Origin of the sequence: Ascidiimonas meishanensis, assembly GCF_037782385.1 — a bacterium.
GTDB lineage: Bacteria > Bacteroidota > Bacteroidia > Flavobacteriales > Flavobacteriaceae > Ascidiimonas > Ascidiimonas meishanensis.
Window position 1 is genome coordinate 350,762 of the sequence record NZ_JBBEXD010000004.1, and the last position, 15,731, is coordinate 366,492.

Below are 15,731 nucleotides of genomic sequence, written 5' to 3' on the forward strand. Positions count from 1 at the left end.
TATTATTTTGATTCTAAATTAAGTAAAAAGAGATCACTTGCGATACCATCGCTTAAAAATTTACCTTTTCTAGAGGTTCTTAGAATATCTTCATCCAGATAAAGATAATTATCTAACAGATACTTTTCTGCCTGTTTTAATAAGTATTCAGTATAAATATCTCCAAATTTTTCATTTACGCGTTTCAGTGAGACACCCCATTGCGTTCGCAATCCCGTCATTATATATTCATTATATTGATCTGTCAATGAAAGTTCTTCTCTTTCAGAAGGAAGTATCCCTTGTATCATTTTGTTTACATAGATACTATTATTAGCAACATTCCAGCTTCTTCCAATGCCATCATAACTATGGGCAGAAGGGCCAATACCTAAATATTTTTTTTGCTGCCAATATGCGGTGTTATTTTTACTGAAAAAGCCTTCTTTTCCAAAATTAGAAAGTTCATAATGCTTAAAATTCTGAGCTTCCAATAACGCTACTAACAAATTAAAATGCTTGTTAGCAACCTCATCATCCACAGGCGCAATCAAACCTTTTGAAATAAATTTTTGAAGTGCCGTATTTGGTTCTACCGTAAGTGCATATGCAGAAATATGTGGAACTGAAAAAGAGAGTGCTTTTTGTATATTCTGAAGCCACCTTTCCTCAGTCATTTGTGGAATTCCGTAAATAAGATCTATGGATATATTGGTGAAATATTTGGTTGTTAACTCCAAACAATGAGCCGCTTCTTTTGCATTATGCGCGCGGTTCATTAACTTTAAATCTTCTTCAAAAAAAGATTGAATTCCAATACTTAATCTATTGACCTCACTTTCTGCAATCTCTTTTATTTTGCCTTCAAAAAGATCATCCGGATTTGCTTCTATGGTAATTTCAGGATTTGAGACTACGTTATAATTCTTATGAATAGCCTCTACTATTTCATTAAGCTCATGAACACTCAGCAAGCTTGGCGTACCCCCACCAAAATAGATGGTTTCTACTTGGTCATTTTGTAATTCATTTTTTCGTAAACTTAATTCTGTATGAATTGCTTGTAAAACCTCGTCTTTCTTTTTTAAGGAAGTAGAGAAATGAAAGTCACAGTAATAACAGGCCTGTTTACAAAACGGAATATGAAGGTAAATACCACTCACTTTTTTATACGCTTTTCATTTTGTTTCACAAAAGCTCCCCAACCCGTATAACTTTTTCCAATTTCTGTTTTCCCTGCATTATAAAAATGACAAACGGCGGCAGCAAGTCCATCTGTAGCATCTAAATTTTTAGGAAGGCTTTTTAAAGATAATAGGCTTTTGAGCATATTTGCCACTTGCTCTTTACTGGCATTTCCATTTCCGGTAATGGCCATTTTTATTTTTTTTGGTGAATACTCCGTAATAGGAATTTCTCTGGATAAGCCTGCTGCCATTGCAACTCCTTGTGCTCTTCCTAATTTGAGCATGCTCTGTACATTTTTCCCGAAAAAAGGTGCTTCTATAGCAATTTCATCAGGACAATGGGTGTCAATTAATTGAATAGTGCGCTCAAAAATTAATTTTAACTTTAAATAATGGTCATCATATTTCTGCAGCTGCAATTCGTTCATTTGCAGAAACTCCATCTTTTTGCCTACTATTTTTATCAATCCAAAACCCATGATCGTAGTTCCTGGATCTATTCCTAAAATAATCTTTTCAGCTTTTACCATGTATTTGTATTCTAACAAATTCAAAAGAAGAAAACAAGAAGCAGTTTAAAATTGATAAAAAATATGGTAATTTGCAGGCATGCCTTCGTCTTCATACAAAACTAAGCATTTCTTATTCCAAGCAGCAAAACTTTTACTGGTAATTGCATGTTTGTATTTTTTATATGAACAGATCTCGCGAAGTAAATCCTTATCCTCTTTAAATTTAAAAAAGTTTTTTTTTGAAGAAGTATTTTCTGTAAACCTAATTGTCATTCTAATACTCTTCTCTTTAGCCAATTGGAGTCTTGAATTCTCCAAATGGAAAGCACTAATTACTCCTATTCAACCTATTTCATACCAACAATCAGCACGCCAAAGCCTTAGCGCTTTTGTATTATCTGCTTTTACCCCAAATAAAATTGGTGAATATGGAGTACGACCTTTATTTTTTGAGAAGTCTTACAGAAAGAAAATAGCCATGCTTACAGCAATACATCATTTTACACAAATGTTGGCTACACTTATTTTTGGACTCCTTGGTTTTTTATTTCTTTTTATCAATTTTCCGAAGTTATATCAATATTCACATCCTTTAATTTTGCTGGCAACGCTGTTTATTATTATTGGTGGTTTTGTTTATTTTAATACTAAAAAACAATGGATTTCTATTCCTTACTTTACAAAAGCAATAATGTTTATTTGTAATTTAAACAAGAGAGCATATGCCAAGAATTTTAGTTTTTCCTTGGCACGCTATCTGATTTTTTCGCATCAATTTTTATTTCTACTGTATCAATTTAATCTTTCCATACCTTATACAGAGGGTATGGCTGCCATTGCTACTGTATATTTATTAAGTTCTATTTTACCTGTTATTTCATTTTTTGATATTTTAATAAAGGGGAGTGTAGCCGTATTTGTTTTTGGGTTCTTTGATTCTTCTGATATAATCATCTTAAAAATAATAGGACTTATGTGGATTTTTAACTATTTGATTCCCATAATTATTGGTATTATTACAGTTATTCAACTAAGATATCCTATTCATAAAGAAGCATGGAAAATATCTTAACTATTGCTGCTTTTGTTATCTGCTTCGCTTATGGATTACTAATTATAGGTTTTATAATTGGTAGCTTTAAATTAAGATCTGATGCATTAGAGGCTTCTGAAACACTTCCGGAAATTTGTTTTTCAATAATTGTTCCCTTTAGAAATGAAATAGAAAATATTCCTATTCTAATAAATAGCCTTATTAAGTTAAACTACAAGCATCAATGGTATGAATTGCTTTTTGTAGATGATGCCTCTAAGGATGGCTCAGCAAATCTTATTCATTCTCTTTTAGATAAATATCCTCAACTAGATTATAAGATTTTAAACAATCATCGTAAAACGAGTTCTCCAAAAAAAGATGCCATTACTACTGCTATTACCACTGCAAAGTATGAGTGGATAGTCACAACAGATGCAGATTGTAGAGTACCCTCCAGATGGTTAGAAAGCTATAATAAAAGTATTCAGAAAAATGACCCAGTTTTCATTGCAGGACCAGTTACTTACTGTATAAGAAATAGATTTCTTGAACAATTTGAGTTACTAGATTTTTTAAGTTTAATGGGGAGTACTATGGGAGGATTTGGCATTGGCTATCCATTTCTGTGTAATGGAGCAAATCTTGCCTATAAAAAGAAGGTTTTTTTTGCGCTAAACGGGTTTTTAAACAATGCACATATTGCCGGAGGAGATGATATTTTTACACTTGAAAAAGTAAAAAAGGCTTACCCAGAGAAATTGGTTTTTTTAAAGCATACAGATGCTATTGTAACAACCTTACCACAAGGGAATTTAAGAGAATTGCTGGCTCAACGGATTCGGTGGGCTGCAAAAGCTTCAGCTTATAAGAATAATTTTGCGATTTTAGTTGGAAGCATTGTGTTTGTAATGAATTTATTTTTAATAGTTTTAGTATTTCTATCGGCATCAAAAACTATTAATTTTAATCTGCTAATATGGGTTTATTTGCTTAAGTTCAATCTCGATTTTTTATTGTTATATCAGTCTGCTAAATTCTTCAAACAGGAGAATGAAATGAAAGCTTATTTCCTAAGTAGTGTTCTATATCCTTTTTTTAATGTGCTGGTTGCTTTTCGGTCTTTTTTTGGTGGTTATAGATGGAAAGGAAGGTATTTTAGAAAATAATAATGAAGATTTATGATTCTTTAAGCCTGCTGTCAAAAGTAAAACGTTCTGTTTTTACTACTTTAATTAGAGTAGCGTCTAAATGCAACGGATTGATAATATAATTTGCCTCTGGTCTTACAATTGCAGAAGGCACTTTAAGCACTGCAGCTTTTGAATCTTTACAAAACTTAGTGAAAATTTCTTGGGTATCATTATTATATGGGAAACTATTCCAATTTGCTGGAAGTTTTTTTTCTTCTATAATTTTTATATCATCGGGTATTTCTATATGTGCAATAATCCGATCATTAGGAAGATCTTCTGTAATATCCAGATGCATTACAACTTCTAAATAGGCTAAAGAAATATTTTGAGAAGTGTATACAGCTCTAGTTCCAATTTTATTCCACCTACCTCCTACTTTTTCGGCACCAATACCAGAAAGTAATTCATGTTTTCTTTTAATTCTGTCTATTCTATAAACAATCATGCAAAAATACCGTAATCTATACGCTCTATTTCATTGAGAACTAATTGTACCCCATAGCTGGTATCAAGCAATGAAAAGGGGGTTGTACCGCCAATAGCAATGTTACATTTATTAAGCCATCTGGTAAACTTTTTTTCATCTCCAAAGACTTCAAAACCTTTTGAATACACTTCTGCTATCTCAAAAAGGCGCTCACTTACTTCTTTATCATAATGGTTTTTCTTTGCTAATGTAGAATATGATGCGGGTACAATTTCTGAAATTTTAGTAATAGGAAGTGCTACTCGCAAACTAAATTTTTTAAGATCTGAGCGACTTACACCACTTCTTGAAGCATGAATAATTTTTAATTTAGTTTGTGGAGAGCTACTATTGCCGTCTACAAAATCTGTAAGTGTAAAAGCTTCCATATAGGTAAAATTACATATGTCACTATGTAAAAATACACAATTTAATTGAGTTTACCATAGATGTCTCTACTTTTATTCTACATGAATAACCACTGGCAACCTAAATCGCATCCCTACAGGTACAGTCTGCGTAGTATTTTTGGAAGCTGCATTCTTTAAAGCTGGGAAAATTTTTGGAAGTTTTTTTAGAGATGTGCTAAAATGATCGTGTAGTGTGGGAATTTCTTGTTGTACTAATCTGCTTTGTTCAATATTCAAAATAGATACTATTCCCTCATGATCTACTTTTAATTCTAAAATTACAGTATCATTAATTTCTCTTTTCACCACAATATTCTCTGCTTCAAAAGCTTTCATAATATGATCTGAAAAAGTAATTTCAAAACAATCCTTTTGAGATTCTTTATTAGCCATCTCATCACAGCTTTCAAATAAAGGAAAACGATCTACCCTATTCCAATTAATTGTATCTATTCTTTCGGAGGCTATTTCATCTGCGGATGGAAAATTTCGCTGTAAAAAAGATTCACAACTCTGTAATGAGAGCAGCAAAACAAAAAGAATTAAAACCTTACATCTTTGCATTTATACAAGATACAATAAACGTTATAAATTTAAATAGACAAAGCTTTTATTCTAAGATTTGGAATGTTGGTAAAGATATTAAAACCAAACAGTAAATAAAGCAGGTGTAACAAACTTTGATTAACTTCGTCTGACTTAATAAAAAAAATGGATTTATTTCTCATTGTTTTGGGCTTTTCCTTCGTTTTTCTTGGTTTGCTAGGTAGTTTTTTGCCTGCCCTGCCTGGCCCACCATTAAGTTGGGTAGGCCTTCTTATGATTCATCTCACTTCTATTATCCCTATAAATTGGTGGTTTCTGGGAATTACATTTATTATTGCCTTAATTATTTTTGTATTAGACTATATAATTCCTGCTATGGGAACCAAACGTTTTGGAGGAAGCAAAGCTGGAATGATAGGCACTTCTATAGGGTTAATTGTTGGTTTTTTTACTCCTATTCCTTTTGGTATTCTAATAGGTGCGTTTTTAGGAGCTTTTATTGGAGAACTTATTAATAAGGCAGATACCGGTGTTGCAATAAAAGCTGCTTTTGGATCTTTTCTAGGTTTTATGACTTCCACTTTCATTAAATTCATTGTTTCCACTATTTACTTTGGGCTTTTCTTTTTCAAAATTTGGGAGTATAGAGACCCTGTGCTTTCTTTATTATCATTCTAAATTTTACATAAAAAAAGCCCTTTAAAAAAGGGCTTCAAAAATAGTTAAAGTGTAATTAGAATTATAAGGCACATGCCGCTTCATAATCGATATATTCTGGATAATGCTCTTTACCTGAGCAACCGCAATATGCACAATTTTCTTTTTTATCGATATCAAACATGTCAAACTCCCAATTTAATGCGTCATACTTAAGGAGTTTACCCACTAATAATTCACCAAAACCGGCTAAAATTTTAATTGCTTCTGTTGCACACATGAGACCTACCATTCCTGGTAAAACTCCTAAAACACCTGCTTCTGCACAAGATGGTGCTAATTCAGGTGGTGGTGGTGATGGGTATACACAACGATAACAAGGACTATTTTCTTTTTCAGAATCTGGCCAAAAAGTAGCTACTTGTCCTTCAAAACGAAACACAGAACCATGTACGTTTGGCAGCCCTAATTTTACACACGCATCATTGATTAGATATCTAGTATTAAAATTATCTGTACCATCTAAAATAATATCGTAATCCTGCATGATACGCTCTACATTTTCCTTTGTAAGCATTTCATCGTAGGTATTAACGGTAATCCCTGAATTTAATGCCTCCAATCTTGCTTTTGCAGAGGCTACTTTTGAGGTACCAACACTTGCCTCCGTATGCAAAATTTGTCTTTGCAAGTTTGTGCTATCCACTATATCATTATCAATAATACCAATAGTTCCTACTCCTGCAGCCGCTAAATACCAGGCAACTGGAGAACCTATACCACCAGCACCTACTATTAAAGCACGGCTTTTAAGTAATTTAAGCTGTCCTTTTTCACCTACTTCAGGAATTAAGAGATGTCTTTTATATCTTTCCTGATCTTTCTCTTTTAAAACTTGAGGAGTTTCAAAAGGCAAACCGCTACGTTTCCATTCGTTAAAGCCTCCTTTAACGGAAAACACCTTGCGATATCCCATTTGTTGCAGACAATCTGCTGCAACAAGTGATCTTCTGCCTGATGCACATATAAGTAAAATAGGATCTTCACTGTCGCCTACAAATTGATCTACCTGCATTTCCAACATTCCTTTAGGCAGCAAAATTGCTTCTTTAGGACATCCACTTTTTGTTTCATCTTTTTCTCTGATATCGATAAGACGAACATCTTTTTGCTGTAATTCATAAGCTTGCGTTACAGAAACTTCTTCTACAGACTCCCGTAATTTGTTTAGATAATTGTTTACTTCTACTAACATAATTAATTGTTTAATCCGGTTGGTTTATGACATGAATAGCATTGATATGCTCTTTTAAAATCTTTTGAATTGATAAATGTTTCTAATGCTGGTTTTTGAATGTTTGTTCTTCCTTCTTTAAGTTGTTCACTATATTGTTTTATTTCCATGAGTTTTTCTTTTCTCATTTCAAAGGTGTAAAGATCATCCCAACTTTGAAGAATATCGCTTCGTTCTGTTTCTATAAAATTACTAGCACCTTCAAGTGTCTCTATATATGTATCTAATTCTTCTATTTCCGCAGTTCTAAATTCTTCTGTAGTTTGAATATACCAATCCATCTTTTTCAGATTCAAATCAAATCGATACAAGGGACCAAAAATCTCCGGATACAATCCGCCCAAAGGTGGTAAAGCCCCTGGAACTAACCTTGCATTTACATTCAAGAGTAATTCATTCATTCTAGGGTTCTTAAACGTATTGAGGCTATCTTTATAATTAGTGAGTGCAACCATAGACATTAAAACATTCCAGTCTGGAAGTAAATCAAAATCTACCAGTTGAACTCCTACATAGTCAATCACCTTATTGTGAATTTCAGGATCATTTGCTAAACCTCTATTTTTAAGTCTTCCTTCTACTTGCTTAATTGATATATAAAACCCAAAAGCTTTGTCATTATATCGATTAATCTGATAGGCTAATTCGCTTACTCTAGCCGCCTCTGCCATCATAGCTTCCAATTCTTTTTGCTCAAAATCTGGGGTGGAAGAAGCCAAACCCGAATAATATCCCGTGTCAGGATTTCCCATAATATCTTTAAAAGTAAGATATTGATCGTTGTGTGCGCCTCCAAGCGCTAACATATAAAATGAATAATACATTCCTGCCAGACGCATGTATTCTAAATCACTTTCACTTGTATATTCATCATTTAGGTATCCTTCTTCAAGATTTTGATATGTATTTGCCAGTTGGCTTCTAAATTCTACAATATTTCCAACTACCTCTGGTGATTCAAAATTTAGATTTTCAAAAAATGCTGGCCGAATTTCACTTAAAAAAAACAGCGGTTCTTGATCTTCTGTTTCGTTCTCGCAGTTTATAAATAGAAAAATGCTTAGTATTATAAACCCTATTCGTTTTAAACGGTTTATTGTTTTCATAATCGAAATAATTTAGTATTAATAAATGTATATCACTAAAAATAGAATACTTACAACCATTTAAAAAGCTACTAGAACTTATCTATTTTTAATCCGATTTGTATGAATAGGGGAATCTAAGTTTTAAAAAATTAATTAATTAATCCGGTTGGTTTATGACATGAATAGCATTGATATGCTTTTTTAAATTCGTTGGAATTAATAAATGTTTCTAATGCTGGTTTTTGAATGTTTGTTCTTCCTTCTTTAAGTTGTGCACTATATTGTTTTACTTCCATAAGTTTTTCTTTTCTCATTTCAAAAGTGTAAAGAGCATCCCAGCTTTTAAGGATCTCACTTCTTTCCTTTTCTATGAAATTAGTAGCACCTTCCAGTGTTTCTATATATGTATCTAACTCTAGTATTTGTTCCATTGTAAATTCTTCTGTAGTCTGAATATACCAATCTATTTTTTTTAGATTCAAATCAAATCGATATAATGGACCCAAAATTTCGGGATATAACCCTCCTAAATCTGGCAATAAACCAGGAACCAATCTAGCATTGACGTTGAAAAGAACATCATTCATTCTCGGGTTTTTAAATGTATTGAGACTATCTGCATAATTTGTAAATGTTACCATAGCCATTAAAACATTCCAGTCTGGAAGTAAATCAAAATTTACCAATTGAACTCCCACATAATCAATTGCTTGATCTTGAGTTTCCGCATCATTAGCCATGCCCCTATTTTTCAATCTTCCTTCCACTTGTTTAATAGATACATGAAAACCATAGGCTTTATCATTATACCCGTTAATCTGATAAGCTAATTTGCTCACTCTGACTGCCTCTGCCATCATTGCTTCCAACTCTTTTTGTTCAAAATCAGGAGTAGAAGAAGATAAACCTGAATAATATCCTATTTCAGGATTACCCATGATGTTTTTAAAAGTTAAGTATTCATCGTTATAATTACCTCCTAATGCTAACAGATAAAAAGAATAATACATTCCTGCCAGACGCATGTATTCTAAATCACTTTCACTTTTATATTCCTGATTCAGATATGCTTCCTCAAGACTTTCATATGTAGTTGCTAATTGCGTTCTAAATGTTACAATATTCCCAACTACTTCTGGTGATTCAAAATTTAGATTTTCAAAAAATGCTGGCCGAATTTCACTTAAAAAAAACAGCGGTTCTTGATCTTCTGTTTCCTGCTCACAGTTTATAAATAAAAAAACACTTAGTACTACAAACACAACTTGTTTTAAACGAATTATTGGTTTCATAATCGAAATGATAATTTAAATATTAATAAAGATGTACATAATTAAAAATGGAACATTAGCAGCCATTTAAGAAAGCTACAGGACCTTATCTATATTTTAGTTTGATTTTGAATAGAACGAATTCAATGGTTAACAAACTACCAAAAGAATTTTTAGATTACTTATCCATACTTCTATGGAGATTTAGCTAAATGTTATATTTCACTATAAAGATGTTAGAACATCATTTCCATAAATATTAAAACTTATAAAGTAATCCTACCATAATTTGATGGTCCAGAAATCTATTAAAATCTGAAGCCCGTTTTCCAAAATTCTTGAGAATAACTGAATGTAATTCTAGCTCTGGTGTTACATTCCATTCTATTAAAGAAGAGAATTGACTGCTATTATCATCTAAAGCATAAAAATATCTAAAATTGAAATTTAATTGATCAAACACATCATTTTGCCCTAACTGAGAAAAAATATAATGTCTTCTTATATAAGGCATCCCAGTATTGATTCCACGCCCAAGATTTCGATCAGAAAGTACTCTTGTAACTCCAAAGTTATAATCTACTGATGAAGCAATTACTTCTTGAAAAAGGTCAAATTCTTCATCATCATATCCTTTTCCATTATAGTAATATTCCAATTGCAGTGTAGGCCCAATTTTAAAGGTATAGGATGCACCTGCTAATGCTGTAAAAAACACTTTTTCATTATCTGGCCCATTTACCATATCATATGCGATAAGACCTGTACTATTGCCCGTTACAGGATAAAATCTATTAGGGTTATATTCTACAGATCCATCTATCCAAGCTACCACAGCCTCACTAACATTTTTTTGTCCATAATACCCAAAATGTACACGCTCATCTTCATCCATAGATAAGATTGCACCCAAATTATCTGAGTCTCCATAATACTCTGCAAAGAGCGCATAACGTCTTTTAAACTCAAAAAATGGTTCTTGAAATATAGGCGTTTGTCCCTCATGGAAATTTACCATTGCTGAGAAAGACCAACTATTCTTTGAGTAATTATACTCTACAAAATCCATAGGCCTAATTTCAAATTTAGGATTTAATCTCCCTGGATCTATGAAAAAGGGATTACTGGGATTAATAAACACAGAAGAACCAATATTTTTCAAGTATCTTCCTGCTATCAAATAAGAAGATTGATTGATATACCATCTTAATTTCAATTCTTGAAAAAAGAATTCTGCCTCAAAATCATCTTCGCCTGATTGATTGCTTGTATTATCTACTATATCTAGGTTTACTCTAGGTTTTATCCAGATTCCAAAATTTTTATTGGTGTATTTAAATTCAGGACGAATATAAAATCCTCCGTCATAACGACTTAGTCTTGCAATACGATTTTCCGGATTTAATGTACCAGCTTCTTCAGCAAATTCTGATTGCCTTGCAAAAGCTAGTAAGTCTAAAGACCATCTTACATTGTCTAGAATTTTTGTGAAAGACGAAGGCTGTTTAACTGTATCTTTACTACTTTGGTAAATTTCATCCTTTTCATTCTCTATGAGTTCTGACGTCAATTGCCCAAAGCTATTTTGTACGAAAAGAAAGACGCTAACTGCTAAGGTAAATTTTAAAACTTTCATCTAGTCAAGTAACCTGTCCTTTTGAAATTTAGAATTATTAAAATTCACAAATTGCGCAGGCTCTATATTTAAAACTGTTTTATCTTCTTTGTTTATTTTGTCAACAATGACTATGTTGGATATATAAGAATATTCCTTTTTTTGAAACACCACTTTATTTTTATAAGAAAATGAAGCTTCTTTTATAAGTTTTTCAGATTTACCAAAATATTTTGCATAAATCCCAAAATTTCCATCTTTGGTGATCCAATATTTTATTTTAGGATAACTAACCAAATTTGTTTTCGCTTCTAGTGTCAAAACCCAACACTCTTTTCCCTCATGTGTACCAGAAATTGATTCTATGATAGCATAATCTTTGTAATAATTTGCTGTAGAAACATCTGCATTTGAAGCTGATCCAGTAAGTCTCTGTCTACTAGAAATGGGCACAGGGCTTCTAAGACCTTTTCTCATAAACCACATACTATTATCTCTTACTAGCAATTTTTGACCTACATATTTTCTAGGTTTGAGAAAAGTGATGAGCACGAATTGATTATCGTCATCTGATGTGGCTTCTACCATTAAGGAAATTTCGTTTTTCAAACTACCCTTTTCTATATTTTGAACATTAAGATCCCACATCACTCCAGGCACTTGCCCCCCTCGATAAAAATCTGCTACTTTAAGTACTTCACTCATATCTGGCGGCGGTACCGGTTTCCAGGATACTAATACTGTAATGAAGAAAATTAGGATAAACGATCTTTCTATAAACTTATTTATCATGATCTATTTTTAAAATTTGTTTTTATGATTGCTTTCTTCTTATGTTTTGACAATGCTAATCGTCATAGCAATCCTATATGACGAAGCCATAATCCTGCCAAAGAAGCGATAATCCCAAACGAAAAAGTACCTACAGCTCTATACATATAAAATTTATAATGCCTGAACGCTTCTTCGTGTGTAGCCAATTGCATTTTAGGCCAGGTAAAAAAAGTTCCATACAACGTAAAACCGGTCATAAACAAGAGACTCACGATTTTTATTACAATAAGAACGGTCTTAAATGTATCTGTTGGCGGTGAAATGATTACGAGTCCAATTCCTGAAAACCATAGAATTCCAATACCAGTATATACACTATAGAAAACACGACGTCCTTGTCCAATTATAAATTGAAAGGGAAACGTTCCTTTTTTAACGCTTGCCCTTGCAGCTGGCCAGTCAATAAATGTTCCCATAAAAACGGATCCTACCCAGACTATTGCTGCAATTACATGCATGTTTATTAATACAATTTTGAACATTTAATTTCTTTATTAATTAGCCCCCTGCTCTTGATAATAATAATGAAATTTGATCTCCATCATTAATGGTAGAGTCCAGACCGTTTAGAGATTCAATATTTTTCTTTCCTATAAAAATATTTATGTACGGGCGTACCTCTCCATCACTTTCAAAAAGTCTTTCGCTAACATTACCATAAGTGGCATCTAATTCATTAACAAGATCTGAGAATGAATTACCCTCAAAATTAAGCTGCTTAACATTGTTGATATATTTGGAAAATTGAGTTGGAAATTTCAATGATACGTTGGTTGTTTTCATAATTATAATTGTTTTGTTTAATTAATTTTGAGTAATGAATCTACTACAGGTTGTCTTGAAATGCGTCTAGATACCGTATAAGAAGATACCAGTGCTGCAATAGAAAAAAGTACTGTAACTAATATTATATTAAATGGTTTAAATATTAAAGTTATAGGCACTGGAGCCGAACCTACAGGAGGTATAAACGAAACGTCAAGAGCCTGCAAAAGTCCAGAAATACCCAGTAAAATAGGAACAGCCACTAAGCAACCTAAAAACGCCATTACCAGTCCTTCAATACAGAAAATAAAAATTACCTTCTTACGTAACATTCCTATAGCTCTCATTGTTCCAATCTCTCTTGTTCTTTCTGAAACTGCCATTTGCATGGTATTTAAAAGAGTAAGTAATACTACTACGCTTATAATCGCCATTAACACTCTGAATATTATACCAAACATTTTAGTTACTCTACCATAAAAAAGCGATAATTCTTCCCAGTCTTTAGCTTCAAGATCATGTCCTTTTGCTTTAAGTGAGGCCAGCAATCTTGTTTTTACTTCGTCTAGCTTCTTATCATCTTTTACCGTTACTACTATTCTCTGCGCTCCATCTGTATCATACAATTCTTGTGCCAAGTTAAAATTCGTCAATACAAATTTGTCGTTTGTAGCTGGGTTACCAGTATTGTATACGTCTATAATATCCGTATCTACTGCATTAGCCATTCCGTCTTTTGTAGTTGTTAATAGGGTAAAATATTCTCCTTTTCCCAGCCCTAAATTTTGAGAAAGTTCAGAACCAATAGCTACTTCTGTTGTAACTTTATTCCCTGTGCTTATAGAGATTGCAGTAGTTGGTTTTGTCCTTCCATCTACTGGCGTATTCATTAGTTTCTCATCATCCTCAGGAATAACTCCTTCTGTAATAAAAATAGTAGATGCCTTACCGTTACTAGCAATACCAAATAAACTTAATCGTGGTGTAGCTAATTCAACTTCTGGATCATTCTTTATTACTTCTAGAATTTCATCAAGTTGTTTCTTGTTCCATAAATATTTTTCAGGTTCCATTTTGTTATTCTCAAAATAACCTTCCTGTGCAAAAGTTAAGTGTCCTAATTTTTCAACAATAATGGCCTGTTGCTTAAGTCTTGAAAATATATTAGTAACAACACCTCCTATGACTCCCAAAGCAGTAAACCCTAAACAAATGGTTAATATTGTTACTACTGAACGATTACCGTGCCGTTTAATATTTCTTAATGCCAGTTGTAAATAATTCATGATTAGTTTTGGTTATTTTTTATTAATCCGTCTTCTATGTTGATAACATAGTTTACGCTGTCTATGACTCTTGGATCATGGGTGGAAAAAATAAAGGTGGTGTTCATTTTTTGATTTAATTCTCTCATGAGTTCTATAATACCCATACCCGTTTTAGTATCCAATGCTGCTGTTGGCTCATCTGCGATTACGATTTCAGGACTTGTGACTAATGCTCTTGCAATAGCAACTCGCTGTCTTTGCCCACCACTTAAATTACCAGGTCTATGGTTTAGATGCCCTCCTAATCCAACTTCATTCAAAATTTCTTTAGCTTTTTGAATACTTTCTTTATTCTTAATCTTTCGCTGTACTTGCAACGCAAAAGCTACATTCTCTGCAGCACTCATTACCGGTATCAAATTATAATTTTGAAAAACAATACCTATTTTTTCATTACGAAATTTGGTAATTTTATTGTCCGAGAAGCTGTGAACATTCACACCATCATACTGTATACTCCCCGCAGAAGGTTTATCTATAAGGGTGGCTAGGTTTAAAAAAGTACTTTTACCACTGCCAGAAGGTCCAGCTATTGCAAGAAATTCTCCTGTATTAATTGAAAGACTAATTCCTCTCAATGCCTTTATTTTTTGACTGCCAAGCGTATATGTCTTTTCTACCTTCTTGAACTCTAAAAGAACCTTCTTTGTACTTGCAAGAACTTCTTTTTCTTCTATTTCTGTTTGAATCATAATTAAGTATCTCTAGTTATTAATCAATTTATTCTGCGACTACATTTCAGTATGTAAGATACTGAAATGCTCTTTTTTCTTTGTTAAATAACGAAGAAAATTAGCTTTCTATCATAATTTTTATCTTATCCACATAGTAAACTAGTTTATTTTATTTTTTATGAAATAATTTACATTTATACCTCTAATTTAATAGGAATATCTGTTACGAATCATCGGTATTCTTTTAGAATAGATTCGTTTTTATCCATAAAAAACATTAAACCAGCCTACCAAAAAAAGAAATTTGATTCTTTTAAAGTGATCAGATTCTTTTCAATTTTCAGAAAAGCAATTGCAGTAATAAATCGAAATTTCAATTAAAGGTAATTTGCTATTTATACCTACACCGTGGCTGCAAGTGCTTTATATTCTTCAAGTGCAGCCAGCATTGAATCTGGAAAATGAACTGGCACCATCATGCCATTTTCTTCACGCATTGCCGCAGTGGCCTGATGTCCTTTGCAAACAAGTGTTAAGCTTCCATTTCCCTCGTCTTTGTAATATTGAAAATTCATCATGAGTCTACTTGAACTTTGTGCTTCTAAAGACATTCTCATAACGACCTTATCAAAAGCAAAGAGTTGAGATACGTATTGGGCACTCAAATCCAATGTTATCAATCCGAGTCCATCATTAATAGCATCTACTACATCTGGGCAATACTCGTGAATAAACATTTCCCGGCATTTACCTTGCCAAACTACGTAGTTGGCAAAGTAAATATTTCCTACCAGATTTGTTTCTTCAAAAGTGGTAATAAAACGGTACTCAAAATAAGCGCCTTCCGGCGTTTTGATCATAGGCATAGTAAAAAAT

Annotated in this window: 18 protein-coding genes; 3 read left to right on the forward strand and 15 right to left on the reverse strand. The window is 32.7% G+C overall.

The window, feature by feature from the left end:
• Positions 1–2 precede the first annotated feature (2 nt).
• Both hemW and ruvC read right to left on the reverse strand, forming a co-directional pair.
• Positions 3–1,142 carry a radical SAM family heme chaperone HemW gene (gene hemW / locus WBG07_RS09185; protein WP_340200568.1) on the reverse strand — a complete coding sequence of 380 codons (1,140 nt, stop codon included), beginning with the start codon at positions 1,140–1,142 and terminating at the stop codon, positions 3–5.
• A complete protein-coding gene (gene ruvC, locus WBG07_RS09190; RefSeq protein ID WP_340200570.1) occupies positions 1,139–1,696 on the reverse strand; it encodes a crossover junction endodeoxyribonuclease RuvC in 558 nt (185 codons plus the stop codon). Before ruvC ends, hemW begins: the two co-directional genes overlap by 4 nt.
• A gap of 79 nt (positions 1,697–1,775) precedes the next feature.
• On the opposite strand from ruvC, the gene WBG07_RS09195 reads away from it, so the two are divergent.
• Entirely contained in the window at positions 1,776–2,750 is a 975-nt protein-coding gene (locus WBG07_RS09195) for a hypothetical protein (RefSeq protein WP_340200572.1), read from the forward strand.
• Positions 2,735–3,880, forward strand: a complete 1,146-nt coding sequence (locus tag WBG07_RS09200; RefSeq protein ID WP_340200575.1) for a glycosyltransferase family 2 protein — start codon at positions 2,735–2,737, stop codon at positions 3,878–3,880. Before WBG07_RS09195 ends, WBG07_RS09200 begins: the two co-directional genes overlap by 16 nt.
• A gap of 10 nt (positions 3,881–3,890) precedes the next feature.
• Here WBG07_RS09200 and WBG07_RS09205 read toward each other — a convergent pair whose 3' ends face one another.
• The 3 genes from WBG07_RS09205 to WBG07_RS09215 all read right to left on the reverse strand — a co-directional run bounded on the left by WBG07_RS09205 (position 3,891) and on the right by WBG07_RS09215 (position 5,314).
• Positions 3,891–4,352, reverse strand: a complete 462-nt coding sequence (locus WBG07_RS09205) for an RES family NAD+ phosphorylase (RefSeq protein WP_340200577.1) — start codon at positions 4,350–4,352, stop codon at positions 3,891–3,893.
• Positions 4,349–4,762, reverse strand: a complete 414-nt coding sequence (gene parS / locus WBG07_RS09210) for a type II RES/Xre toxin-antitoxin system antitoxin (RefSeq protein WP_340200579.1) — start codon at positions 4,760–4,762, stop codon at positions 4,349–4,351. The genes WBG07_RS09205 and parS overlap by 4 nt, the downstream gene beginning before the upstream one ends.
• 72 nt (positions 4,763–4,834) lie before the next feature.
• Positions 4,835–5,314 carry a hypothetical protein gene (locus tag WBG07_RS09215; protein ID WP_340200581.1) on the reverse strand — a complete coding sequence of 160 codons (480 nt, stop codon included), beginning with the start codon at positions 5,312–5,314 and terminating at the stop codon, positions 4,835–4,837.
• A 180-nt stretch (positions 5,315–5,494) separates the two neighbouring features.
• Between WBG07_RS09215 and WBG07_RS09220 the strand changes: the two genes are divergently transcribed.
• On the forward strand, positions 5,495–6,007 hold the full coding sequence (locus WBG07_RS09220) for a DUF456 domain-containing protein (RefSeq protein WP_340200583.1): 513 nt from the start codon (positions 5,495–5,497) through the stop codon (positions 6,005–6,007).
• A 61-nt stretch (positions 6,008–6,068) separates the two neighbouring features.
• On the opposite strand, the gene moeB is transcribed toward WBG07_RS09220, so the two are convergent.
• The 10 genes from moeB to WBG07_RS09270 all read right to left on the reverse strand — a co-directional run bounded on the left by moeB (position 6,069) and on the right by WBG07_RS09270 (position 15,721).
• Entirely contained in the window at positions 6,069–7,241 is a 1,173-nt protein-coding gene (gene moeB / locus WBG07_RS09225; RefSeq protein ID WP_340200586.1) for a molybdopterin-synthase adenylyltransferase MoeB, read from the reverse strand.
• A gap of 2 nt (positions 7,242–7,243) precedes the next feature.
• On the reverse strand, positions 7,244–8,386 hold the full coding sequence (locus WBG07_RS09230; RefSeq protein WP_340200588.1) for a hypothetical protein: 1,143 nt from the start codon (positions 8,384–8,386) through the stop codon (positions 7,244–7,246).
• Between the two features lie 131 nt (positions 8,387–8,517).
• Positions 8,518–9,660, reverse strand: coding sequence for a hypothetical protein (locus tag WBG07_RS09235; RefSeq protein ID WP_340200590.1), 1,143 nt, complete (start codon positions 9,658–9,660; stop codon positions 8,518–8,520).
• Between the two features lie 238 nt (positions 9,661–9,898).
• Positions 9,899–11,209: a hypothetical protein gene (locus WBG07_RS09240; protein ID WP_340200592.1), complete on the reverse strand. Its 1,311-nt coding sequence runs from the start codon at positions 11,207–11,209 to the stop codon at positions 9,899–9,901.
• Positions 11,210–11,275: 66 nt separating this feature from the next.
• On the reverse strand, positions 11,276–12,046 hold the full coding sequence (locus WBG07_RS09245) for an outer membrane lipoprotein-sorting protein (protein ID WP_340200595.1): 771 nt from the start codon (positions 12,044–12,046) through the stop codon (positions 11,276–11,278).
• A gap of 62 nt (positions 12,047–12,108) precedes the next feature.
• Positions 12,109–12,570 (reverse strand): hypothetical protein, encoded by a 462-nt coding sequence (locus WBG07_RS09250; protein ID WP_340200596.1) that lies wholly within the window; start codon positions 12,568–12,570, stop codon positions 12,109–12,111.
• A 16-nt stretch (positions 12,571–12,586) separates the two neighbouring features.
• Complete coding sequence (locus WBG07_RS09255; RefSeq protein WP_340200598.1) at positions 12,587–12,871, reverse strand: MoaD/ThiS family protein; 285 nt, start codon at positions 12,869–12,871, stop codon at positions 12,587–12,589.
• A gap of 17 nt (positions 12,872–12,888) precedes the next feature.
• Positions 12,889–14,139, reverse strand: coding sequence for an ABC transporter permease (locus WBG07_RS09260; protein ID WP_340200600.1), 1,251 nt, complete (start codon positions 14,137–14,139; stop codon positions 12,889–12,891).
• A gap of 2 nt (positions 14,140–14,141) precedes the next feature.
• Positions 14,142–14,873 carry an ABC transporter ATP-binding protein gene (locus WBG07_RS09265; protein WP_340200602.1) on the reverse strand — a complete coding sequence of 244 codons (732 nt, stop codon included), beginning with the start codon at positions 14,871–14,873 and terminating at the stop codon, positions 14,142–14,144.
• Positions 14,874–15,256: 383 nt separating this feature from the next.
• Positions 15,257–15,721, reverse strand: a complete 465-nt coding sequence (locus WBG07_RS09270; RefSeq protein ID WP_340200604.1) for an acyl-CoA thioesterase — start codon at positions 15,719–15,721, stop codon at positions 15,257–15,259.
• Between the last annotated feature and the right edge of the window lie 10 nt (positions 15,722–15,731).